Origin of the sequence: Streptomyces cyanogenus, from assembly GCF_017526105.1 — a bacterium.
GTDB classification, from domain to species: domain Bacteria; phylum Actinomycetota; class Actinomycetes; order Streptomycetales; family Streptomycetaceae; genus Streptomyces; species Streptomyces cyanogenus.
Genome location: NZ_CP071839.1, coordinates 7046104 through 7069566, shown reverse-complemented (window position 1 = coordinate 7069566; position 23463 = coordinate 7046104). Strand labels below are relative to the sequence as shown.

Annotated in this window: 20 protein-coding genes and 2 pseudogenes; 14 read left to right on the top strand and 8 right to left on the bottom strand. The window is 70.1% G+C overall.

All coding sequences use genetic code 11. From position 1 onward, the window contains the following. Positions 1 to 86: 86 nt before the first annotated feature. The 7 genes and pseudogenes from S1361_RS31710 to S1361_RS31680 all read left to right on the top strand — a co-directional run. Positions 87 to 1232 (top strand): VOC family protein, encoded by a 1146-nt coding sequence (locus S1361_RS31710; RefSeq protein WP_208035314.1) that lies wholly within the window; start codon positions 87 to 89, stop codon positions 1230 to 1232. Next, complete coding sequence (locus S1361_RS31705) at positions 1229 to 2167, top strand: fumarylacetoacetate hydrolase family protein (RefSeq protein ID WP_208035313.1); 939 nt, start codon at positions 1229 to 1231, stop codon at positions 2165 to 2167. The genes S1361_RS31710 and S1361_RS31705 overlap by 4 nt, the downstream gene beginning before the upstream one ends. Beyond that, on the top strand, positions 2164 to 3771 hold the full coding sequence (mhpA, locus tag S1361_RS31700) for a bifunctional 3-(3-hydroxy-phenyl)propionate/3-hydroxycinnamic acid hydroxylase MhpA (protein WP_208035312.1): 1608 nt from the start codon (positions 2164 to 2166) through the stop codon (positions 3769 to 3771). The genes S1361_RS31705 and mhpA overlap by 4 nt, the downstream gene beginning before the upstream one ends. Positions 3772 to 3787: 16 nt before the next feature. Continuing rightward, complete coding sequence (locus S1361_RS31695; RefSeq protein WP_208035311.1) at positions 3788 to 5821, top strand: acetoacetate--CoA ligase; 2034 nt, start codon at positions 3788 to 3790, stop codon at positions 5819 to 5821. Then, a complete protein-coding gene (locus S1361_RS31690) occupies positions 5818 to 6165 on the top strand; it encodes a DoxX family protein (protein ID WP_208035310.1) in 348 nt (115 codons plus the stop codon). Before S1361_RS31695 ends, S1361_RS31690 begins: the two co-directional genes overlap by 4 nt. A gap of 71 nt (positions 6166 to 6236) precedes the next feature. Continuing rightward, positions 6237 to 6941: a hypothetical protein gene (locus S1361_RS31685; protein ID WP_208035309.1), complete on the top strand. Its 705-nt coding sequence runs from the start codon at positions 6237 to 6239 to the stop codon at positions 6939 to 6941. 90 nt (positions 6942 to 7031) lie between these two features. Continuing rightward, positions 7032 to 7461 (top strand): annotated as a pseudogene (locus S1361_RS31680) (metal ABC transporter permease); the annotation flags it as partial. A 119-nt stretch (positions 7462 to 7580) separates the two neighbouring features. On the opposite strand, the gene S1361_RS31675 reads toward S1361_RS31680, so the two are convergent. Together S1361_RS31675 and S1361_RS40415 are read right to left on the bottom strand one after the other, a co-directional pair. Then, positions 7581 to 9659 (bottom strand): SpoIIE family protein phosphatase, encoded by a 2079-nt coding sequence (locus tag S1361_RS31675; protein ID WP_208035308.1) that lies wholly within the window; start codon positions 9657 to 9659, stop codon positions 7581 to 7583. 530 nt (positions 9660 to 10189) lie between these two features. Next, a complete protein-coding gene (locus S1361_RS40415; RefSeq protein ID WP_208035307.1) occupies positions 10190 to 10381 on the bottom strand; it encodes a hypothetical protein in 192 nt (63 codons plus the stop codon). A gap of 478 nt (positions 10382 to 10859) precedes the next feature. Between S1361_RS40415 and S1361_RS31665 the strand changes: the two genes are divergently transcribed. Together S1361_RS31665 and S1361_RS31660 are read left to right on the top strand one after the other, a co-directional pair. Continuing rightward, positions 10860 to 11702, top strand: a complete 843-nt coding sequence (locus S1361_RS31665) for an RNA polymerase sigma factor SigF (protein WP_208035306.1) — start codon at positions 10860 to 10862, stop codon at positions 11700 to 11702. 438 nt (positions 11703 to 12140) lie between these two features. After that, positions 12141 to 12593 (top strand): ATP-binding protein, encoded by a 453-nt coding sequence (locus S1361_RS31660; RefSeq protein ID WP_208035305.1) that lies wholly within the window; start codon positions 12141 to 12143, stop codon positions 12591 to 12593. Positions 12594 to 12711: 118 nt separating this feature from the next. Here S1361_RS31660 and S1361_RS31655 read toward each other — a convergent pair whose 3' ends face one another. Beyond that, on the bottom strand, positions 12712 to 13161 hold the full coding sequence (locus tag S1361_RS31655; RefSeq protein ID WP_208035304.1) for an ATP-binding protein: 450 nt from the start codon (positions 13159 to 13161) through the stop codon (positions 12712 to 12714). 888 nt (positions 13162 to 14049) lie between these two features. Between S1361_RS31655 and S1361_RS31650 the strand changes: the two genes are divergently transcribed. Both S1361_RS31650 and S1361_RS31645 read left to right on the top strand, forming a co-directional pair. Beyond that, a complete protein-coding gene (locus S1361_RS31650; RefSeq protein WP_208035303.1) occupies positions 14050 to 15534 on the top strand; it encodes a PP2C family protein-serine/threonine phosphatase in 1485 nt (494 codons plus the stop codon). Next, a complete protein-coding gene (locus S1361_RS31645) occupies positions 15534 to 15992 on the top strand; it encodes an STAS domain-containing protein (protein ID WP_208035302.1) in 459 nt (152 codons plus the stop codon). The genes S1361_RS31650 and S1361_RS31645 overlap by 1 nt, the downstream gene beginning before the upstream one ends. A 125-nt stretch (positions 15993 to 16117) precedes the next feature. Here S1361_RS31645 and S1361_RS31640 read toward each other — a convergent pair whose 3' ends face one another. Beyond that, the gene (locus tag S1361_RS31640) at positions 16118 to 16546 is read right to left on the bottom strand and encodes a contact-dependent growth inhibition system immunity protein (RefSeq protein WP_208035301.1); all 429 of its coding nucleotides are present in this window, start codon (positions 16544 to 16546) and stop codon (positions 16118 to 16120) included. A gap of 413 nt (positions 16547 to 16959) precedes the next feature. Between S1361_RS31640 and S1361_RS31635 the strand changes: the two genes are divergently transcribed. Then, entirely contained in the window at positions 16960 to 17898 is a 939-nt protein-coding gene (locus S1361_RS31635; RefSeq protein ID WP_208035300.1) for a right-handed parallel beta-helix repeat-containing protein, read from the top strand. Between the two features lie 281 nt (positions 17899 to 18179). On the opposite strand, the gene S1361_RS31630 is transcribed toward S1361_RS31635, so the two are convergent. Further along, positions 18180 to 18917: a VOC family protein gene (locus S1361_RS31630; RefSeq protein WP_208035299.1), complete on the bottom strand. Its 738-nt coding sequence runs from the start codon at positions 18915 to 18917 to the stop codon at positions 18180 to 18182. 228 nt (positions 18918 to 19145) lie between these two features. On the opposite strand from S1361_RS31630, the gene S1361_RS31625 reads away from it, so the two are divergent. Further along, the gene (locus S1361_RS31625) at positions 19146 to 20027 is read left to right on the top strand and encodes an alkaline phosphatase family protein (RefSeq protein WP_208035298.1); all 882 of its coding nucleotides are present in this window, start codon (positions 19146 to 19148) and stop codon (positions 20025 to 20027) included. 136 nt (positions 20028 to 20163) lie between these two features. Here S1361_RS31625 and S1361_RS40410 read toward each other — a convergent pair whose 3' ends face one another. Beyond that, positions 20164 to 20337, bottom strand: coding sequence for a hypothetical protein (locus tag S1361_RS40410; protein WP_208035297.1), 174 nt, complete (start codon positions 20335 to 20337; stop codon positions 20164 to 20166). Between the two features lie 5 nt (positions 20338 to 20342). On the opposite strand from S1361_RS40410, the pseudogene S1361_RS40405 reads away from it, so the two are divergent. Continuing rightward, positions 20343 to 20561, top strand: a pseudogene (locus S1361_RS40405) (PP2C family protein-serine/threonine phosphatase); the annotation flags it as partial. A 61-nt stretch (positions 20562 to 20622) separates the two neighbouring features. Here the strand turns inward: S1361_RS40405 and S1361_RS39470 are convergent. Both S1361_RS39470 and S1361_RS31610 read right to left on the bottom strand, forming a co-directional pair. Further along, complete coding sequence (locus S1361_RS39470; RefSeq protein WP_243769369.1) at positions 20623 to 21159, bottom strand: hypothetical protein; 537 nt, start codon at positions 21157 to 21159, stop codon at positions 20623 to 20625. 295 nt (positions 21160 to 21454) lie between these two features. Beyond that, on the bottom strand, positions 21455 to 23374 hold the full coding sequence (locus S1361_RS31610; RefSeq protein WP_208035296.1) for an ABC transporter ATP-binding protein: 1920 nt from the start codon (positions 23372 to 23374) through the stop codon (positions 21455 to 21457). Positions 23375 to 23463 lie beyond the last annotated feature (89 nt).

The window sequence follows — 23463 nt, the reverse complement described above, 5'->3', positions numbered from 1 at the left end:
TCAATTATTTGGGCTACACCTATTGACGGAGAGAAACGGCAGAGTTGATGATTTCCTCATTACGGCAGTGTTGCTTGGAGGACACCATGTCCCACATCCCCGTTGACAAGGGCGGTCCTCTGACGCCCCACCAGGACCTCCACAGTGAGCAGGGCGCCCTACGCGGTGAACACCCCGGACGAGCCCGGAATCCGGTGATCAAAGTGGCGGACCTGGCCTGGCTGGAGTTCGAGAAGCCGGACCTGGACCGCGCCGAGGTGTTCGCCCGTGACTTCGGCTTCGCTATCGTCGCCCGTACCGAGCGGGAACTGTGGCTGCGCGGCACGTTCGCGGGCTCCCCGTGCATGGTCATCCGGCGTGGGCAGGCGTCCCGCTTCCTCGGGCCGGCGTTCCGCGCGGCTGAACGGGCCGATCTGGATCGGCTGGCCCGCGCGACCGGCAATGACGTCCGGGACATCGACGTCCCCGGCGGCGGACAGGCGGTCGCCCTGCTCGATCCCTCCGGCCTCCCGGTCCGGGTGGTGCACTGCGCCGAACCGCTGCCCGCGCTGCCCGGGCAGCAGCCGCTGATCCTCAACACCGGCATCGAAGGCCGTCGTACGAACACCACCCAGCGCCCGCCCCGCGAACCGTCCCGCATCCAGCGCCTCGGCCACGTTGTGCTGGAGACGAGGACGTTCACCCGCACCCTGGACTGGTACCTGGACACCCTTGGCATGATCGTGTCCGACTTCCTGTTCCTGGACGGGCAGCGCCAGCGCGGGCCGACCATGGCGTTCATCCGCTGCGACCAGGGCAGCACGCCCGTGGACCACCACACCCTCGCCCTGCACCTCGGGCCGGGCACCGGCTACGTCCACTCCGCCTACCAGGTCACCGACCTCGACGCGATCGCCGCCGGCGGGGAGTACCTGGCCGAGCGGGGCTACCGGCGCAGCTGGGGGATCGGCCGACACATCCAGGGCAGCCAGCTCTTCGACTACTGGCGGGATCCCGACCGCTTCATGCTGGAGCACTTCGCCGACGGCGACCTGTTCTCCTGCGAGCTCGAACCCGGATGGGCACCGATGTCGGCGAGCGGCCTCGCGCAGTGGGGACCACCGGTCACCCGTGACTTCCTGGGCGCCAACCCCTCCCCCGCCAAGCTCCGCGAGGTCCTGACGGCCCTGCGCGGCGACAACGAACTCGACCCCGCACGCCTGCTGGGCCTGATGAAAGCGATGAGCTCATGAGCACCAACGTTCTGCGCACCCCCGACGGCTGGTGGGCCGTCCGGGACGAGCGCGCCGTCCGCATCGAGACCAAGGCGGTCACCACCGCCGAACTGCTCGCCGACCGGGCCGCCGTGCAGGAGGCCGCCGCCTCCGGCGAGAACGGCACGCCCGTCGCCGACCTGGTGGCCCTGCCTCCGGTCACCACCCCCTGCCGCGTGGTCGCCCAGATGGTCAACTACCGCAGCCACGCCAAGGACTCGGGCTTCACGGGCGACATACCGCCCACCTTCTTCCGCAAGGCGTCCGGCTCGGTCAGCGGCCCGCACGACACGATCGTCCGCCCCACGCACGTGAACTTCCTCGACTACGAAGTCGAGCTCGGCCTCGTCATGGGCGCGACGCTCCCGGTGGGCACAGTTGTGGAGGAGCAGGACCTTCCTTCGTACGTCGCCGGGCTCGTCCTCACCAACGACGTCAGCGCCCGCGACGTCCAGCTGACCAAGACCCAGTTCTACGAGAGCAAGTCCTACCCGACCTTCACCCCCACAGGCCCGTACCTTGCCCTGCTGGAGCCGGAGGACTTCGACCGTCTGATCGACCTGCGACTGCGGCTGTCGGTGAACGGAGTAACGCGTCAGGACCGCACCCTGGCCGACATGATCGTGCGGCCCGCGCAGGCGCTCACCCTGCTCGCCCGCTTCCAGACCCTCGCCCCGGGCGACCTGCTGCTGACCGGTACGCCCGGCGGCACGGCCCTGAAGGCCCCGCCCAAGCCGGTCGAGAAGATCGCCGCGCTGCTTCCGCCCGCGCTGAAATGGAAGGCGTTCTTCAACGGCCAGGCCAAGAACCCCCTGTACCTGCGCGACGGTGACCTCGTCACCGCCACGATCGCCACCCCCGACGGGCGGATCGACCTGGGCGAGCAGCGGACCGCTGTGGCGGACGCGACGTGAGCGCCGCATCCCGGAGACCGGTAGTGATCATCGGCGCGGGACCCGTCGGAGTCACGGCCGCGCTCCTGCTCGCCCGGCACGGAGTGCCCAGCCTGCTCCTCGAACGCCACCGGGACATCTACCCCCTGCCGCGCGCCGTCGTCGTGGACGACGAGGTTCGCCGGATCCTGCAGAGCGTCGGCGTCCACGCGGAGTTCGCCACCCTCGCCAGGCCGGCGCCCGGGTTGCGGCTGCTGGACGCCCGGCGCCGCGTGATCGCCGAGTTCCCACGGTCCCCGCACGGCCACCACGGCTTCCCGCAGACCAGCATGTTCGACCAGCCAGAGCTGGAACGGCTGCTGCGCGACGCCCTGGCCCGTCGCCCCGAGTGCGAGCTGCGGGGCGGGGTGGAGGTCGTGTCCGTCAGCCAGGACACCGACGGAACGGCTCCGGTCCGGGTCACCTTCCGCCGCGACGGCAGCGACGAGGACGAGCACGTGTGGGCCGACGCCGTCCTCGGCTGCGACGGCGCGGGCAGCATCACCCGCGACGCCATCGGGGCCGTGTGGGAGGACCTGCATTTCGAGGAGAGCTGGCGGGTCATCGACGTGCGCACCAGTCTCCCGGTGCGCACCTGGGAAGGCGCCGAGCAGATCTGCTGTCCCACTCGCCCGGCCACCTTCATGCGAGTCGGCGAGGACCGCTACCGCTGGGAGTTCCGGCTGGCCGAGGGTGAGTCCTTGGACGGCCCGGAAGGGCTGGAGCAGTTGCGCGAGCTGGTCGCCCCCTGGGTCGACCTGCCGTCCGCTGCCCACGGGGGCGGGGGCGGCGGCTTCGAGGTGATCCGGCAGGCGCGGTACACCTTCCGGGCCCGCCTCGCCGACCGGTGGCGCCGTGGACGCGTCTTCCTGCTGGGCGACGCGGCCCACCTCACCCCGCCCTTCATCGGGCAGGGCCTGTGCGCGGGCCTGCGCGACGCCCGCAACCTCACCTGGAAACTCGCCCGCGTCCTTCAGCAGGGCGCGGGCGACCGACTGCTGGACACCTACCAGCAGGAGCGCAAGCCGCACGCCCGCCACGTGATCCGTGTCGCGGTCGCCGTCGGCTGGGCCATGACCGGCGGACAGGACCGCGGTGCGGCCATCCGCCGGGCCGTGGTGGGCGCGGCCTGCCGCATCCCCGGTGTGACCGCGGCGGTGAGCCGCGACCTCAGTCCCGCACTGACCGCCAATCCGCTGGTACGACGCCGCCCCCGGCTGACCGGCCGCTCACTGGCCGGCACCTTCTGCCCGCAACCCTGGGTGATCGTCGACGGCAGGCGACAGCGCCTCGACGACATCCTCGGAGACTCCTTCGCCGTGCTGACCGCCCTGCCGCCCACGGCACGGATGACGGGCGTGGCCACGCCCCTGGGCGCATCCGTGATCCATGTCGGCGACCTGGCCGACGACGGCACGCTGGCCGCCTGGCTGGCACGCGGCCGGGCGGATGCCGTCCTGCTGCGCCCGGACCGCGTCGTGATGGACACCGTCCCCACCGGCACCGGCGACTTCACCGACGCCGCCGCCTGGGCTCCCCTGCTGCACACGGCCCGCCGCCCCGCCGAAGCCCGGCCCGCACCCTGACGAGGAACACCACACCATGACCACCCCGCACTCCACGCCCTGTCCGGAGCCCTTCCTGCCGCCCGACCCCCAAGCGGCCGCCGGCAGCCGCATCGCGGACTTCGCCCGCTGGGGCGCCCGACACCAGGGCGCCGAAGGGATTCCGGACCCGACCGACTACCAGGCCCTGCACCACTGGTCCGTCACGGACCTGGAAGGATTCTGGGCCGCGGTGTGGGAGTACTTCGACATCGACGCCACCACTCCGTACGAGCGGGTGCTGGCCCAGGAGACCATGCCCGGCGCACGCTGGTTCCCCGGCGCCACCCTCAACTACGCCCACCACGCGCTGCGCAACCTGCACCCCGACGCACCCGCGATCACCGCACTGGACGAGACCGGGGCCGCCTACGAGATCACGGGCCGTCAGCTGCGCGCCCAGGTCGCCTCCGTCGCCGCCACGCTGCGCGACCTGGGCGTCGGCCAGGGCGACCGGGTGGTCGGCTACCTGCCCAACACCCCTCACGCGGTCATCGCCTTCCTCGCCACCGCCAGCCTGGGCGCGGTGTGGTCCGTGTGCGGCCAGGACTACGCGCCCAAGGCCGCAGCCGACCGCTTCGGCCAGCTGGAACCCACGGTGCTCATCACTGCGGACGGCTACCTCTTCAACGGCACCCGTCACGACCGCCGTGCCGCCTCCCTCGACCTCGCCGCCGCCCTTCCCACGCTCAAGGCCACGGTCCTCGTGGATCACCTGGGCCTTGCGTGGCCCGCGACCCGGGCCGCGAGGCTGACGGTTCCCTGGGAGGACGCGGCCGGCCGCGCCGAGTACCTCGCCATCGCCCCGGTGCCGTTCGACCACCCGCTGTGGATCGTCTTCTCCTCCGGCACCACCGGGCTGCCCAAGGGCATCGTCCACGGTCACGGAGGCGTCCTGCTGGAGCACCTCAAGACCCTCGGCCTGCACTGTGACCTGGGCGTCGGTGACCGCTTGCTGTGGTACACCAGCACCCACTGGATGATGTGGAACCTGGTCGTCTCCACCCTGCTGACCGGTGCCGCCACCTGCACCTACGACGGCAGCCCCGCGCCGGTGGCGCGCCCGGACGTCCTGTGGGAGCTGGCGGCCCGCCACAAGGTCACCGTCTTCGGCACCAGTCCCCAGTACCTGCTGGCCATGGCCAAGCTCGGCGTCGACCCCGCCGTGCACGACCTGTCGGCGATCCGCGTCATCGGCTGCACCGGCTCCGCCCTGCCCGCCTCCGCCTATCCCTGGGTCCGCGACCACGTCGGCGCAGGCGTCCAGCTGGCCTCCACCAGCGGCGGCACGGACGTCGTCTCCGGCTTCGCCGGCAGCGCCCCCACCACCCCGGTGTGGGCGGGTGAACTGTCGGCTCCCAACCTCGGCGTGGCGCTCGCGGCGTACGACGGTGCGGGACGGCCGGTCGTCGACCAGGTCGGCGAACTGGTCGTCACCCGGCCCATGCCGTCCATGCCGCTGTACTTCTGGAACGACCCCGACGGCAGCCGCTACCGCGACGCCTACTTCGGCGCCTACCCGGGCGTGTGGCGGCACGGCGACTGGATCACCCTCACCTCCCACGGCTCGGTGATCGTGCACGGCCGCTCCGACGCCACCCTCAACCGCAACGGCGTACGCCTGGGCAGCGCCGACATCCACGACATCGTCGAACGCCTCCCCGAGATCGCCGAGGCCCTCGTCATCGGTGCGGAGGAACCCGACGGCGGCTACTGGATGCCGCTCTTCGTGGTCCTCGCCGACGGGGTCGCTCTGGACGAGTCCCTGGGCGAGAAGATCCGCGACGCGCTCCGCACCGGCGCCTCACCCCGCCACGTCCCCGACGAGATCCTCGCCGTGCCGGCCATCCCGCACACGAAGACCGGCAAGAAGCTCGAGGTCCCGGTCAAGCGCCTCCTCCAGGGTGCCCCCGCCGAGCAGGTCGTCAATCCCTCCGCGGTCGACAACCCCGACCTGATCGCCTACTTCGCCGGCCTGGGAGCCGAACGCCGCGAGACCCGCCGCCCGAACAGCCCCGAAGGCGTCTCGTGATCCTCTTCGCCCCGCTGACCTGTCTCATCGCGTTGATCTTCGCCCTGCTGGGCGCGGCCAAGATCCTGGCCCTGGGTCCGATGCCCGAGCTGGCCGCCCACGCCGGCTTCACCACCGCGGCCTACCGGGTCATCGGCGGGCTGGAGCTTGCGGGCGCCATCGGCGTGGCCCTCGGCCTGGTAGTACCGCTGTGCGGCGGCCTGGCCGGCCTGGGACTGCTGATGCTGCTCGCCGGTGCCGTGACCACGCACGTACGCAAGGGCGACGGGCTGACCAAGCTCCTCCCCGCGGTGACATGCGCGGCCCTGGTCGCCTGGTATCTCGTACTCCTCGCTGACCTCTGACCCGTTCGGGGGACTGTCGGCGGCCACTCGTCCTGTTAGCGAGCCCACGGCGGGGCTGGCAGACTGACTCTGTGGTTCCGCTGACGGTCGCGGCGGATCAGATCGCGTCCTCATCGCTTACCGGCGCCAGTGTGGTGTCAGTCTGCGCACTGGTCTTCACCGTCGCGTCGTTCTGGTGGCTCAACGCCCGGCAGGGACGCCTGCAGGCGTGGGAACCTCATTCCTTCGCGGCCATCGTCCACGGTTCCACGGCACGCCTACGACTGCCGCTCGTCCTGCACAACACCGGTCCCAAACCGATCGTCGTGCAGGACCTCATCCTGACCTTCCCCGATGAGCCCGCCTCTCATCTGCCGCTCCTGTGGGTGTCCTCCCCGTCCCGGCTCCAACCGGGGCCGGACGAGGAGGCGAAGCTGCCGGCGGGGTTCGTCGTGCCCGGCAGAGAAGCGCAACAGCTCTTCCTCGAGTTCGAGGCACCGTTTTCCGGATTCCTCCCGGAGGCCCGTGACTACAAGGCCCAGATACAGGTGCGGGTCGGCCACCGTAAGGGCTGGCGCCCCCTGCTGACGTTCATCTTGAGGGCCGCCAACATCATCGATCCAGACCACTACACCGTTTACAACAACGCACCGGTCGAGCTGACGAGGGAAGATCAGAGGAGAGCGGATGCCGCGCTCCTCGAACTGCTGGAAGAGCACGGGGACGGCTCCCCTCCGGGCGGCAGGAGACAGGGAGACCCTCCGAACGACGAAGGTGACGCCGACACGAGCCGCTGATATCGCCGTCCGCCCTCTGACGTGGACAGCGGTGACACCGGCCCCGCAGGCCGCCACAGCCGCCGCACCAATCACTCGCGTCAGTCGACGTACGGCCTCCTCGCCGGGCAGATCGTCGCCGTCGACACCCCACAGACGACGTGGCTGCTCGGCACGTCCGCCGTCGTACTCCTCGCCCTGGCGGTCATGTGGCGGCCGCTGACCTTCGCGAGCGCCGACCCCGACGTCGCCGAGGACCGAGGCGTGCCGGTGCGGCGCCTGTCACTCGCCTTCATGATCTGCTCGGCCTCGCGGTCGCCCTCCCGGTGCAGGTCGTCGGCGCACAGCTGGTCCTGACCTCGTCGTGACCCCGGCAGCCGCCGCCGCACGCATCACCGCCTCCCCGGTGCTCCTTCCGCTGCTCAGCGTGGTCTTCGCCGTGGTCTCGATCGAGGGCGGCATCCTGCTCGCCCTCGGCAGCAGCATCCCCATCAGCCCCTGCGTCACGACCATTTCGTTCACCGTCTACGCCGCCCGCTAGTTGGCGGTCTGAAGGAGTGGGCGGGAGTTGCCCTGATACCCGGTCCGCTTGTGTTGCACACTTGCAGCCTGTGCTGCCGGCGGCTGGGCTCGCCGCCGGTTCAGGCGCGTGGAACCTCCCTATGATTGGTCAGCCTGTGCTCGGGCGATGAGCAGGGCGACGTCGTCCTCCCCGCCGGGCGGCCGCAGGATCTCCAGGATGCGGTTGCAGGTGTCATCCAGGTCGTGCCCACGGGTCGCGGTCAGGGTGTCGACAAGGGTGCCCAGGCGGGCGTCGATGGGTTCGCTGCGGGTTTCGACCAGGCCGTCGGTGTAGAGGACCAGTTCGTCGCCGGGGCGGAAGGGGATGGTGGTGGCCTCGAAGGGGACCCCGCCCACGCCCAGCGGTGCGCCGGTGGGCATGTCCAGCAGGTGCGCCGCGTGGCCGGCTCGCATGAGAGCCGGGGGAAGGTGGCCGGCGAGGCAGATCTGGCACGTGCCCTGGTGAGGGTCGTAGACGCAGTAGATGCAGGTGGTGATGGTCTGCTCGACGCCCTCGGTCAGGTGATCGAGGTGACGAAGGGCCTCTGCGGGGGCCAGGCCGAGTTCGGCGAACGCACGGACGGTGCTGCGGAGTTGGCCCATGGTGGCGGCGGCGTTGATGCCACTGCCCATGACGTCCCCGACGACCAGGGCGGTTTTGTCCCCCTGCAGAGGTATGGCGTCATACCAGTCGCCGCCGATCTCGCTCGTGACCCCGGCGGGCTGGTAGCGGCAGGCAACGTCCAGGCCCGGCAAGTGCGATGGAGGCTCAGGGAGCAGGCTGCGCTGGAGGGTGAGGGCCGCGTGGCGCTGAGCCTGGTATCCGCGGGCGTTGTCGATGCAGACCGCGGCTCGGGCGGCCAACTCCGAGGCGAAGGCGGCGTCGTCGTCATCGAAAGGCGCGGAATTCCGGGTGCGTTTGAGGTCGAGGGCGCCGAGGACTTCGCCCCGGGCCACGAGTGGTACGGCCAGGTAGGAGTGCACGCCGGCCGCCGCAAGGAGGGAGGCTGCCTCACCATGGCGGGCGATGTGATCCAGATCCCGACGAGTGGCGCGGGGCACCAGGACCGGTTGGCGGGTGCGTACGCATCGGGAGATGAGGCGCTCGTCGTCGTAGACAGCGAGTTCCCCGGGTGGATCGGCCGCACGGAGGGCCTCGGTGCGATGGGCCGCGCGGACGGCAAGGGCACGGAACCGGGCAGGGCCCGTCTGTGGCGCCGTGCGGCCCTGAAGGGCGCTGTCGAGTACGTCCACGGCGGCCACGTCGGCCAGGAGGGGTACGACGAGGTCGGCGAGCTCGCGCGCTGTCGTCTCCAGGTCGAGGGTGCTACCCACGCAGGCAGAGGCTCTGGCGATCAGTGCCAGTCGTTGCCGGGCTTGTGCGGCTTCGATGGCGGCTCGGTGACGCTCAGTGACGTCGATGACGGAGTACGCCAGGCCCAGCACCCGTCCACTTGAATCCTCCAGCCGGTAGTACGAGACGGACCAGGCATGCTCATGATCCGGGTCGGAGGGCGGACGGCAGACGATGTGCCGGTCCACGACCGACTCGCCCGTCTCCAGGACACGGCGCAGTCGGGCCTCGGGATCCGTGTCCAGGTAGCTCAGGGCCTCGCCGACCGGCTGGCCGAGACGCTCGGCGGCGGACTGGCCGGTGATGCGTTCGAGAGCAGGATTCACGGCCAGGTACCGCAGGTCCGGATCCAGAATGGCCAGCCCGACCGGGGACTGGGACACCAGCCGCATGGCCAGGGCGGCATCTCGCTCGACCCGCTCCACAGCGGCCTGATCCGCGGCGAGGCCCAGGGCGTAGACGTCACCGAGGTCGTCCAGCAGCCGCATGTTGCGGAACTCCACCAGACGGGTGCTGCCGTCCTTGTGCCGGATCGGGAAGGCCCCTGCCCAGTCGGTGCCGGATTCCATGACGTCGGCGAGCAGCTTGATCACCGCGTCCCGGTGCTCCTCGTGGACCGTCAGCCCAGCCGCGTGCTGACCCAACGCCTCCGCCGCGGTGTAGCCGAACAGTTCCTCGGCCTTCCGGCTCCAGAAGACCACCTGGCCCTGCGCATTCAGCACCACCGCGGCGACGCTGAGCAGATCGAGCAGGCCACTGGGTGGCGCAGCAGGACCCGTCAGTGACCGGCCGTCGTCCGCTCGGGAGGAGTCCGTCGTGCCCATGTCTCGTTTCCCTTCCCGCTCGGCGCCTTGGCTCGTGCCGTACCGGCGGGCGTTCTGCCTTCATCCATGGTCGGCCCAGACCGAGGAAGAACACACCCCCGACTGGATGCGAGCCTGCTCGGGGTCGGCGCCCAGCCCGGGTGATCGAGTGGATCCATGGGGGCTGCGAAGGAATAATTCAAGCGATAACCGTTCCGGTTTCGCTATGGCGCAGAGGCCGGTCCGCAAGCTATGGCGGTTCTGCCGTCGGGGCACGGCATCCCGGTAATTCCACCGCTGGAGGTGACCGCCGGGCCGCCGTCCGCCGTCGCGATCCACACGAGGTAGCCGGGGCCGGTCGTCTCCGGCGACTTGGGTGAAGACGAAGAACACTAGGCCGGGGCGGTGACGTCCAGCGGCTGGATGCCGGGGAAGGAGACGATCACGACACGGTGCGGCGGGGCATGCCCTGATCATTCCGCCCGGCTGGGGATGGCCGCATGCGACCGGCGAGCCGGTCCCGGTCCGGGCGACTCCTGATCGTTGGCCCATCACATCGGCATCAACTCGCCGGTCGGTGTCAGGTCCGTGTCGTGCCGGCCCCCACGGCGATGGCGTCGCTCACCGGGTTCACCACCGCCGGCGAGTTCGTCGGCACCCTCGACCACGTGGCGCCCGAGCGGACCGCCGGCCGGCCGGTCGACGGCAGGTCCGGCCAGTGCAGCCTGGCGTGCATGCTCCACGAGGCCCTCACCGGTGCCCCGCCCTCCCGGTGCACGGACCACGTCGTGTCCGTGGCGGCCCTGCCCGCGGCACCGGCGAGGTCGGACCACGCGGCCGTACGCCGACGCCGGTGGACGCCCGGGTCGCCGCGATCCCCACGGATCCCGCGGCGGAGCCCCCTACGGACCCCGGTGGGCGCCGTCTTTCGACCTGCGTATACCGGCCTTCTTTCCCCTCGACAAGTCCCGACTCCTCGGAACGTGACGGTGCCGTCGCATTCCGGCCTGCTGGAAGCACGGGCCGCACCGGAAACACCGGAAAACGAAACGGCCCCCGGATCACGTAGGAGAATCCCACGAAGCGCACCTGACGAGAACCGCCAGGAGGCCCCGTTCGCTCAGGGAGCAGGCGTGAGTGTGGGATCAAGGGGTATGCGCTGCGTCGTCGGGCCGTTTCGGCAGGCAGCAGTGTGAGAACGAACGTGGGAGGGGAATCGGCATGGCGCCCAGCACGCTGGCACCGGAGACGCGGACGGCCGAGTTGCCGGAAATCGCCGATCCTTCCCGGATGGCACCCAAGGATGCTCGGGAGTTGTCGAAGCTGTTCTTCCAGCAGCTGGCGGTCTTGGAGGAGGGCACGCCGGAGTACAGCTACGCTCGCAACACGCTGATCGAGATGAACATGTCCCTGGTCCGCTACGCGGCCGGCAGGTTCCGCAGCCGGGGGCCGGAGGAGATGGAGGACATCGTCCAGGTCGGCATGATCGGGCTGATCAAGGCGATCGACCGGTTCGAGCTGTCACGGGAGGCGGAGTTCACCTCGTTCGCGGTGCCCTACATCGTGGGTGAGATCAAGCGCTTCTTCCGCGACACGACCTGGGCCGTGCATGTGCCGCGTCGGCTTCAGGAGGCCCGCGTCCAGCTCGCCAGGGCCACGGAGGAGCTGCGTACCCGGCTCGACCGTGATCCGACGGTCAAGGAACTGTCGGCGCTGATGAGCTTGTCCGAAGAGGAGGTCGTCGAGGCCCGCTTGGCATCCAACGGTTACAACTCCTCCTCCCTGGACGCCGCAATGAACAGCAGCGAGGACGGCGAGAGCGCCCTGCAGGACTTCATCGGCACCGAGGACGCGGCGCTGGAGCTGGTGGAGGATTGTCACGCCCTCGCCCCCATGATCGCCGAACTCGGCGCGCGTGACCGGAAGCTCCTTCACATGCGGTTCGTGGAGGAGCTGACCCAGGCCCAGATCGGCGAGCGCCTGGGTGTGTCGCAGATGCACGTCTCGCGACTGCTGTCCCGGTGCCTGGCCCGGCTGCGCGAGGGCATGCTCACGACCAGCTGATCTTCTCCGAGGTGCCGTTCTGATGTCCGCCGCGGTCCTGGCGGGCATCAGCCACGTCCGGTTCCTCCGGCTGCCGGGGCAGGCGGCAAGGGCTTCGCGGAGGGGGTACAGGGGATGACCTCGGTGAGGCCGACGATCGTGAAAGATCGGCGGTCAGGGCATCCAGCGGCTGTGGGGCGCTGTCGAGATCGATCTGGCCGCACGCCGTGAGCACTCTGACGTTACCGGTACGGCTGCATGGAAAGGTGCCGATCGTCGTTGTCCGTCACAGCCCCTCAGCATGTGTCGGTGCCGCCCTGCGGCACCTCCTCGACGAGGATCTGCTCCCGCGTGGTACTGGTAGTGCACCCGGATGGCCCTGCCACAGGTACACCTTGCGCGCGCGGGATACCCGCCCGGGAGGACGCGTACGCGACTGAGGCGGGAGTGGCAGGACGGATGGGCGGAGACCCGGGGCACGAGTGTTGCCAAGGACCGGAGACAACGGCGGTCGAGGAGACCATCGCCCTGTCGGGAGACGGTTCCTGCATCGCCGAGGCCCGTCACCGAACTGCCGTCTTTCTCAACCGGCTCGCAACCGCCGGCTGTGGTTCGGCGGTGTCGGAGTGCATCCTGGGCCTGGCTCAGCTCGTGGTGAGTGAATTGGTCACCAACGCCTGCAAGTACGCGCCCGGCCCCATTCTGTTGCGGCTGCGTCGGGCGGAGGCTGCGGTGGAGGTGGAGGTGTGGGACAGCCATCCGGAAATTCCGGTGGCTGAGCAGGCGGACCCGTATCGGGTGGGCCGGCACGGCCTGGAGATCGTGAAGGCTGTTGCGGCCGACCTCACTGTTCGGGCTGAGGCGGCTGGCAAACGGGTCGTCGCCCGGATCGACCTCCGCCCATCGGCCTGACGCTTGCCCGGCGGGGGCGTCAGGCTACGTTCGGTGCGCCGTTTTCGCGATCATCCCGGCCCGTTTTCGCGATCGTCCCGGCCCCCGACGCGCCCGCTGAATGGTCGCCGCCTGAATGTCAGCCGGCAGCTGGATGGAGGGGAAGGTCGGCTACGACTCGTTTCCCGGTTTTCAGGGCGATGGTGTACACCTGCTCGCACAGCCGGGTGACCAGGTTCAGGCCGTGTCCGCCGATGCGGCCGGCGTCGGGCGCTTGGAGACGGGGCGGCAGAGGGGAGCTGTCGCAGACGACGATCCGCAGGTGAGCGGCGTCCGGCGTGACTTCCAGCAGGAGTTCACCCGGGCCGGGTGCGTGGCGGACGGCGTTGGTGACCAGTTCACTGACGACGAGCTGGGCGTCGTGGCTGGGCCGCTTGCGCGGATGGTGTCCTGCCCGCGCCAGCAGCGAACGCACGGCATGGCGCGCATCGGTGATGCGCGTTCCCCTGGAACCCCAGGAGGCGCTGTAGCGCCAAGGCGCCTCAGACGGCTGGTCTCCCGGTGTCCTTTTGCTGAGCGTGATAGTCATGCGAAGCGACTCCGTGCTGGGTTCTCTGCCGTTTTGATCACGTGCATTAGCTGTCGCCTCTCTTCGCCTACCCGCTGTGACGCTCATACTCCTGCGGAGGCTTACTGGACGGCTGAGGTGGCAGTCACTGCTCCCCGTGCTGGTTGCGAGCTCCGGTGAGACCGTCGGTGCAGAGCGGCAGACTCCGTGTGACCGGCGCGTACGAGGGTGATGTCGAGGCCCCCGCCGACGGCGGGCGCGAGGTGGCCGTACACGAGGGCGACGAAGCCGGTTCCGTGGCTGTTCGGGCGGTCGAGGAGGCCATTGTTGATCGCCTGGACGACGGCGTCCGGCCCCGGCAGGAGGGGGACGACGGCGCGGAGGCGTTTCGGTCGGAGGCGGCCCAGGCACGCGCGACAGGAACCTGCGCGATCTCCGGGGCGCGTCCTCGCTCCCGGCCCCAGCCCGCAGCCCGGCGGGCCTGCCATCGGTCGGCCAGCGCATCGGCTAGAAGCAGGCCCCGGCCGCCAAGAGCGCTGTCAGTGGCTTGGCGTCGCTCAGGTAGCCGGGTCGAAGCGTCGTGCACGGTGACTTGCAGGCATTCCTCGTCCCAGGTGAGGAAGAGCTGTGCGGTGCAGCCGCTGTCGAGACACAACCGGTCAGCCCGAGATCAGCAACGCACCGTCACCGGCCAGTGGTCCACACACGGTGGTCAGCACACCGCGGTCAGCAAGCACAGCAGTCAGATTCCACCGGTAGGACCCGTCCGCCGATACCAACCGGCGCATCGCACGGGAGGCCGCGGCCGGGTTCCCGGCTGGCGGCGGCATTGGCGTTTGGGCTTGTGGTCGATTTAGGCTGCGTCGTTCGTGCCGTTCACGGCGGCAGCCCATCGACGGAGGGAAGCCGATGACGCAGCATGCGTCGGCCACCGACCCGGCTCCCGGGCGCCGCCCCGAGCTGGTCCCTGATCCGGATGTGGAGGCGGCCCGTATCGCGGCGGTGCGCCGCTACGACATCCTCGACACTCCGCCCGACGGGGCGTTCGACCGGGTGGCTGCGATGGCCGCCCGGCTCTTCGATGTGCCGGTGGCGACCGTCACAATAGTGGATACCGACCGCATCTGGTTCAAGGCCGCCCACGGTCTGGAGGGTGTCGCGGAGATCGGTCGTGAGCCGGGCCTGTGCGGCTCGGCGATCCTGCTCGATGACACCCTGGTCATCCCCGACACTCTGCAGGACCCCGTCGCGGTGGACAATCCGCTGGTCGCCGGGGAGATGGGGGTGCGCTTCTACGCCGCCGCACCGATCACCACCCCGGAGGGGCACCGGCTGGGCACGGTCAACGTCCTCGACACCCGGCCGCGCTCGATCACCGAGGAGGACACTGCCACTCTTGCCGATCTCGCCGCGATCGTGCTGGACGAGATGGAGCTACGGCTGTCGGCGCTGCGCGCCCTGCGCGAGGAGCAGGCCCGCCGGGAGGCGGAGACGCGGCACGCCGAGGCGGAACGGGCGCGGGCCGAGGCGGAACGTGCGGCGCGGGAGAAGGCAGAGCGGGACAAGGCCGCCATCGCCGCGTTCGCCTCCACCCTCCAGCGCACCCTGCTGCCCCCGGCCCTTCCCGTGGTGCCGGGCCTGGAACTGGCCTGCCACTACCGCACCGCCTCCGCCCATGACGTGGGCGGCGACTTCTACGACGTCTTCCCCCTCGACGGCGACCGGTGGGCGTTCTTCCTCGGCGACGTGTGCGGCAAGGGGCCCGAGGCGGCGACCGTCACCGCCCTGGCCCGCCACACCCTGCGCGCCGCGGCCCAGATCAACGCCGATCCCGTCACGGTGCTGAGCGCGCTCAACACCATGCTGCTCACCGACGTCACCGCCGGCCGGCGCTTTTGCACCGTCCTCTTCGGCCTCCTGGAGCCCCGGGAGGACGGCGGCTTCACCGTTACCGTCGCCACCGGCGGCCACCCGCCGGGCTACCACGTGCGCCCCGACGACAGCGGCGCCGTCTGGGTGCGGTCCGTACACCCCCAGGGCGGGATGCTCGTCGGCGCCTTTCCCCAGGCACCCTTTGCCCAGACCACGTTCTCTCTGACGGCCGGGGAGAGCCTGTTCCTCTACACCGACGGGTTGACCGAAGCCCGTACCGCCAAGGGCGCCATACTCGGTGAGGACGGCCTCACCGGCTTCCTCCACCAGCGCACCGGGCCCGTCACCGCCACCTCCCTGGTCGAGGACAGCATCACCTTGCTGGCCTCGCTGCCCGACGGAGCCGGCGACGACGTGGCTCTGCTTGCCCTGTCAGTCCCCCACCCTCACGCCACACCGAACGGCAGTGTCGTCGCTACCGCACACACCGCCGCCGCGCCCGACCACTTCGGCCAGGAGTGATGACCGACGTGACCGACACGCTGCAGCTGACCGTCCAGCACCCCCGTCCCGGCGTCGCGATCGCCGCAGTCGCCGGGGACGTGGACACGCGCACCGCGGACACCCTGCGCCGCGAAGCCTCGGAGATCATCGAGCGAGGATGTCCGCGCCTGATCCTGGACCTGTCACAGGTCGGCTTCTGCGACTCCGCCGGTCTGAGCGCGCTCATCGGCCTCTGGCACGCCGCCGAGGCGGTGCACGGTGCACTCGGACTCGTCAACGTCCCCGACCGCCTGATGCGGATGCTCGTCCTCACGGGTGTCGACGCCGTCCTGCCGGTCCATGCCACCGCCGCCGAAGCAGTCACCACCATGACCGCCGGCCCGTCCAGCAGCGCCTCCGACGACGGCGGGACCGGTGAGCCGACCGGGGTGCGGCGCACGACCCGCGACAGCGCTCACGACCCCGCTGCGAACTGAACCTGCCTAACTGAACCTGCCGGACTGAACTGACCGCGTCGACCCGCCAGAGGGTTCGTACCAGGTCGCATCGCCTTTCCGGGCAGCCTTCGACGCCGGGCGGGCGGTAGCCCCAAGGGTCCGATTCAGGTCGAAGGCGGTGCGGGTTCACCAACGAAGCGGGCGAGCTCCTCCGCGGCGCCGCGTGGCAGGCCGGCGACCGCCGTCTCCGGCAGTGCCGAGACGACGGTCCGCAGCCGCGCGCCCAGCTCTGGCAGCAGGGCCCAGGCCGAGGCCGGGGCACCGACGGCGGTGAGCAGCAGGTCGCCCTCGTAGAAGTAGGCGTCGAGCAGCGGCTCCTCGATCAGCAGGCGCACGGCGAGTGGAAGGACGTAGGGCAGTGCCACCTGCTGTGCAATGAGGGTGCGCAGATCCGCGGGACGGAGTTCACCCAAAGGCACACACCGCAGCTCATGCACTGTGCGCATCAAATGGGTCGCGTCAGCGGCAGGAGGCGTCCAGCGGGGCGGGTCCAGCTCGTCGAGCGTGCGGTCGAAGTGCAGCAGATGGTCCATGGGCTTCATTCTCACCACCGCTGTGTGGGAGAGCGGCCGGCCGTGTACGTCGTACGCCGAGCCGCAGATTGGTGCCGGGTGCGGCCCGGCCCCGACCGGCCGGCGGACGGGGCCGACGAGACGCGGCCGGCGAAGACGTCCCCGTTCGGGACGGCCGCCTCCCCGGGTGCTCCTGTGGGCCGTGCCGGTCGCGGTTCCCCGCCGTTCGGGGGACGCGACGGCAGCCTCCTGCGCCTGCCTCGCCCGGCGAGGGCACACATGGTGCGACGCGAGGGCGCTTCCCGTCCGAGCCGCGAGTACCGGCAGAACGGGTCGGCGGGGGCGCACAGCCCATGGACAGGAGAGAGCGAATGAACGTGCGCACAACCCGGGCAGCGAGACATCGGTGGGCGGCCGTGGCAACGGTCGGGGCCATGGCCGGGACGGCGGGACTGTTCGGAGCGGTCCCGGCCGTGGCTGCCCAGACCATTGCGGTGCACTGTCCCACCGACAACCTGCAGACCGCGATCGACAACGCCGCCCCCGGCTCGACGCTGCTGATCTCGGGGACCTGCGTCGGCAACTTCATCGTCAACAAGAACCTGAACCTGACCGGCGGGGCAGTGCTCGACGGCAACCAGACCGACACCACCATCAGGATCACCAACGGCGTCCAGGCGAGCCTGACGAACCTGGTCATCACCAACGGCAACGGCCTCAACGGCGGCGGCATCGCCAACAACGGCGGCTCGCTGACCGTGACCAACTGCATCGTGCGCAACAACAACGCGACCAACAACGGCGGTGGCATCAACAACGACCAGGGCGGCACGCTGACACTGGATCGCTCGACGGTGCGCAACAACACAGCGGTGAACAACGCCGGCGGAATCATCACCAACAGCGTGGCGACGGTGACCGGCTCGACGGTGAGCGACAACAGTGCGCCGAGCGTCGGCGGCATCTACAACTTCGGCGGCACCCTGACACTGAGCCGCACCGTGGTGCGCACCAATCACTCCGCGGGCATCGGGGGCCTGTACACCTACACCGGCGGCACGACGACGTTGAGCTCCTCCACGGTGACCGGCAACACCTCGACCGGCGACGCGGGCGGCCTCGGCAACGATGGCACGCTCACGCTGAACTCCTCCTCGGTATCCGGCAACAGCGCGGCGCACGACGGCGGCGGTATCTACAACGGTTCGGGTTCGACGACGCTGAACAGCACCTCGGTGACGCACAACACCGCGGGTAACGACGGGGGCGGCATCTTCAAGGCCGGTGGCACGGTGACGCTGAACACATCTGCGGTGCGCGACAACGTGCCCAACAACTGCGCGCCGACCCCCATCCCGGGCTGCACCGGCTGACGCGGGGATCCTCCGAACGCCCGGTTGGGGGGGCCGGGCGCCCCGGCCACCACCAATGACTGCCGTCGGCTCCAGGTGGTGGCCGAAAGTCGGCGCACAGGCCGCCGTAGGCGCCGGGCCCTACGGGCGCCCACCGACGACTACGGCACGCTCGCAACCTTCCTGGCGTCCGATGACGCGCGCTGGATCACCGGGGGCACCGTCCCCGCCTCCGGCAGCAGGCGCCGACGCCACGGGGTCTTCGCCGCTGACCCGGAACCGGCCGGAGCCGCTGCTCTTGGTCAGCGGGGGGTGAGGAGGCAGAACTCGTTGCCCTCCGGGTCGGCCAGAACCGTCCAGGAGATGGCGGACTGGTCGATACCGGGATCCCTGGCACCCAAGGCGCGCAAGCGGGCTTCTTCTGCTGCCAGGTCGTCACCGGGGTAGGGGCTGACGTCGAGGTGCACGCGGTTCCACACGCGCTTGGTGTCGGGGGTGCGAACGAACTCCAGGTAGGGGCCGACGCCTTGGGCCGAGCGCATGGTCGCGTGGTCGTCGCTGACCTCGTGCAGCGTCCAGTCCATCGCCTGGCCCCAGAACCGGGCCATCCCTCGCGGATCGGTGCAGTCGACCACCACCGCGGCGATCGGACCGGTGCCCTGGTAGATCGGGCGGGGCTCCAGGACGCAGAACTCGTTGCCCTCCGGGTCGGCCATGACCGTCCAGGGGACGTCGCCCTGACCCACGTCGGCGAGCGTCGCGCCGAGATCCTTCAGGCGCGCGACCAACTCCGCCTGATGGGCGGTCGAGGTGGTGGCCAGATCGACGTGCACCCGGTTCTTCACCGTTTTGGGTTCCGGGCGGGCGACGATGTCGATGCAGACGGCCACGGGGTCGGGGTAGGCGAAACCCACGGGTTCCAGGTTGGTGACGCCGGGTCCCTCGCTGTCGACACCCCAGCCGAGTGCGTCCGCCCAGAACCGGCCGAGCACGGAGTCGTCCTGGGCCTTCATATTGATCTGCACAAGTCTTGTCGCCATGCCGCAGATCCTAGAAGCCGCCGCCGACCCAGGCCGCCGCGATCAGGCATGTGCTCGCCCCGGTACCGTCCCCGGTCGCCGACAACTGTTTGACGGGCCTTCACCTCAGCGAGCCTGAAGACCTCCGGAGCGCCCCCCTACTCTCCTACTGCCCGAAGCAAAGACGACCGCCTGAGCAGTAGACAACCCCCCGCGCTGTCTTCCGACCGCTCCCACAGGAGGTCCACCGTGTCCTTGCTGTCCCGCATCAAGCGCTCGCGCCGGGTGCTCTCCCTCGCCGCCCTCCCCGCCGCCCTGGTCGGGGTGTGGGCCGCCGCCCCGGCTGCACAGGCCGCCGCTCTTCCCGCCCCCGACCACGTGGTCGTGGTGGTGTTCGAGAACCACTCCTACGAGCAGGTCATCGGCAGCACGAGCGCTCCGTACCTCAACAACACCCTGGTGGCCGGCGGTGGCAACCTCACCCAGTCGTACGCCATCACCCATCCCAGCCAGCCGAACTACCTGGACCTGTTCTCCGGCAACAACCAGGGCATCACCAACGACAACTGCTACACCCCGCAGTTCAGCAGCGCCGCGAACCTGGGATCCGAACTCATCGCCGCCGGCAAGACGTGGGGCAGCTACAACGAGGGCCTGCCCTCCCAGGGCTCCACGGTGTGCACCAACTCCGCCACCAAGTACGCCCGGAAGCACAACCCGTGGTTCGCCTTCAGCAACGTCCCGCTGAACACGGCGTCCACCTTCACGCAGTTCCCGACGAACTACACGACCCTGCCCGAGGTCTCGTTCGTCATCCCGAACCTGTGCAACGACATGCACGACTGCTCCATCAGCACAGGTGACACCTGGCTGCAGAACAACCTCGGCGCCTACGCCACCTGGGCCAAGACGCACAACAGCATCCTGGCCGTCACCTTCGACGAGGACGACAGCTCGCACAGCAACCACATCGCCACCGTGTTCTACGGTGCGCACGTCGCTCCGGGCAGCACCACCTCGACCCGCTACAACCACTACGACACCCTGCGCACCCTGGAGGACCTGGCCGGTCTGACCACCCATGCCGGAGCCGCGGCCAGCGCCTCCGACATCACCGGCATCTGGAACTGAACCTCGTCGGGCTTCGACGGCTTCACACGAAGCCGGCCACAGTGGTGAAACGGCGTCAGGACCGCTGCCTCGCGGGAGGCGGCGGTTCTGACGTACCGGGTGGTGACACACGGACATCGTCGCCTCGGCGGCTTCGTCAACCGCGAACACCGAAGCCGGGGGGCGGCGGGGCGGGGACCGGGCAGGCCGTCGCGCTGGTGAACACCGACCCGGCCGTCGAGACGAACGCGTACCGCTCGATGCTCCCGTACATCGCCTCGACGGACCTGCCGCCGCGCCGGGTGCTGCGCCGGCTGGACACCGTGGTCACGGACAGTGGCAGCAGACGGCCCGCGACGTGCTTGCCGGCGGGGATCGATCCAGCCCGGGGTGTCCTGGCCCTCGCCGAGCGCCGGCCACCTGTCCCCGGTGGCCTGCTCCGCGGACGGTGCCGGGGAGCTGGTGTCCGTCCCGGTCGGGCCTCCTTCGGGGACCGGGCTCGGCGGATACGACCTGCCCACCCGCCGCCTGACACCCGGTGAGACGCTCCTGATGTTCACCGACGGCCTTGTGGAGCGCCGCGGCGAGGACATCGTCTGCACCCGTCGCCTGTTGCTCATGGCTCTGGCGAGGGTTCGGTGGCCCTTGGGAAGCCCAGCTCGTCCAGCAGCGCCTCGAAGAGATCCTCCGCGAAGGTCTCCCGAGAGTGCAGGAGCTCCTCTATCCGGGCGCGCTGCGCTGCGGCCGGAACGCCGGCCGCAGCAGCCCAGGCGAGGGCGCCTTCGGCGTCGGCGGGAACATCCGCCTCCAGCTCCGCGCGCTTGCGTCCCACGGCCTCGTCGAAGTCGGGGGTGCCCACCCACAGGCTCACGTCGTCCAGGTCCTCGGGCTCCTCGGCGAGGAGTGCCGCGGCCCTGTCCAGGTTGAGCCACGCCTGCCAGCGCTGCCCATCGGTTCCCAGTCCGGTCACGAGGGCGACGTCGCTGTCGGAGACGTGGGCGACGCAGGCCGGTGCGCCGGTCCATTCGACCAGGGCGAGCAGGTGGTCGTCCTCCCACAGTCCGTGATCGAACCGGAGTGTCTGCCAGCCACCCGGTCGCGGGCGGCACGCCTGCACGGTGCCCTTCGGCTCCTGGTCGATGCTGTCGAACACGGGGGCTTCCAGCAACGGACGCTCACCACGGGCAAAGACCAAGTGACCCGAAAATCCCACGGAATCCTCCTTCGAGACGTTGCCCGCGCACCTTATGGCTTGCCACTGACACACCGGGATCGGTCTCCTGTTCCACGGCCGCTTCGGCTCGGCCGCCGGGTTCGTGCTCGATGACGCGGCGGTCGGGATCCGGGCCGAGTTCGGTGAACTGACGGCAAGAGTCCCGCCGCCCGCGTCCGTGGGCCCCGCGCGTCCGGTCGGCCGGTGCGCGGGGCTCTCACCCGGACCGGCTCGATCAGGGGGACCCGGTGCTCGTACCGGCGGGCGAGGATGTCCTGCGGCCCCCGTCCGGCGGCGTGCCGGCCGGTCCGGGCAGCCCGCTCAGGCCCGCTTCCGGGACCGGGTGGCCGAGGGCCGGCTCGGTGCTCTCGCCGAGGAAGCCGCCCGACTGGTGCTGCCACAGCTTGGCGTAGGCGCCGTCCGCCGCGAGCAGCTCATCGTGGCTGCCCTGCTCGACGACCCGTCCGCGGTCGAGGACGACGAGGCGGTCCATGCCGGCGACGGTGCTCAGGCGGTGGGCGACCACGAGGGCCGTACGTCCGTCCATCAACCGCCACAGGGCGTCCTGGACGAGGATCTCGCTCTCCGAGTCCAGCGCGCTGGTCGCCTCGTCGAGCAGCAGGATCGGGGCGTCGCGCAGGATGGCCCTGGCCAGGGCGACGCGCTGGCGCTGGCCGCCCGAGAGTTTGACTCCCCGCTCCCCCACCAGAGTGGCGAAGCCGTCGGGGAGCTGGTCGGCGAACTCCGTGACGTGCGCGGCCGCGGCCGCCGCGTGGATCTCCTCGTCGGTGGCGCCGGGCCGGGCGAAGGCGATGTTGTCCCGCAGGCTGCGGTGGAACATGGCGGGTTCCTGCGGGACGTAGGCGATCAGCGAGCGCAGGTCGGTCTGGCGCAGCCGGCTGATGTCCTGGCCGCCGATCAGGATGCGTCCGTCGTCGATGTCCGACATCCGCAGCAGGAGCCGGGTGAGCGTGGTCTTTCCGCCGCCGGACCTGCCGACCAGACCGATCCGTGCGCCCGCGGGCACGTCCAGGTCGAGCCCCTGGAAGATCGGCTTGGCACCGGTGTGGGCGAAGGTCACCGCCTCGAAGCGGATGCCCGTGTCCCGGGGCGCGAGCGGTTCGGGTTCCGTCGGGTCGAGCACGGTGGGCGGCTCCAGCAGCAGCTCCGTGAACTGCGCGGCCTCGGTCATCGAGCTTTCCAGACGCCGGTAGATCTGGTTGAACTCGAACATGATCTGGGTGGCGTTGGAGTAGTAGGTGAAGCTGACGACGATCTCCTCGACTCCCTGGCCCGAGCCGCCGAAGGCGATGGCGACGAACAGGCCCAGTACGTTGGTCAGCACGGACATGGGGGCGACCAGGGTGTCGACGCGCAGATTGCCGTAGTCCCACGACCTGAGCGTCAGGCGCCGGGAGTCCGCGACACGGCTGCGGTGCTCGTCGGCCTCCCGCCGCTCCGCCGCGAACGCCCGGATGGTCTCCATGTTCATGAGACTGTCGGCCACGTGGCCGGAGACCCGGGCGATCGCCGCCTCTCGGTCGTTGACGAGCCTCTGCCGACGACGGATGAGAGGCGTCGCGGCGACCACCGTCAGCGCGATCATCACAAGGAGGCCGGCGACGAGCATCGGCTCGTAGCTCCACAGCACCACGGCACCGAAGACCAGGGGGACGAGACTGCCCACGATCCGGTACGTCACCGTGTCGACGAAGTCCTCGAACCGCTTGCCGAAGCTGAGCACCCGTTTGGTCAGGGAGCCCGCGAAGTTGTCATGGAAGAACGCGGCGTCTTTGGCCAGGAGTTCGTCCATCCCGCTGACGTACAGGTGTTCCATGCCGAGGGCGTCCACGCGGTTCAGACAGTGCTGCCCGATCCGCCACACGCCCTCGGCGAGCAGCAGCGTCACACCGAAGCCCAGCACGTACGGCAGTGCCGGGCCGAGGGTGATGCCGCCGTCGCCGGCGGCCTGGCCTGCCAGTTTGGCGATCAGCAGCGGGGCGACGTAGCGGATGCCGATGTTGCCCACGGCCGGCAACAGCAGCGCGGGCAGGGCCAGCAGTCGTAGTCGCAGCAGTTCCCGGCCGTAGCGGCGTAGTGCCAGAACCACCGCGCTCCTGCCCGGTGTCGGTCCTCGCGTATCTGTTGTCCCCATCACACTCCCGGAGGTTCGGAAGTCGGCAGTCTCCCGTCCGCGGAGTTACCCAGTCCAGGCATTTACCGCGGAATGGCGAGAACCGGACA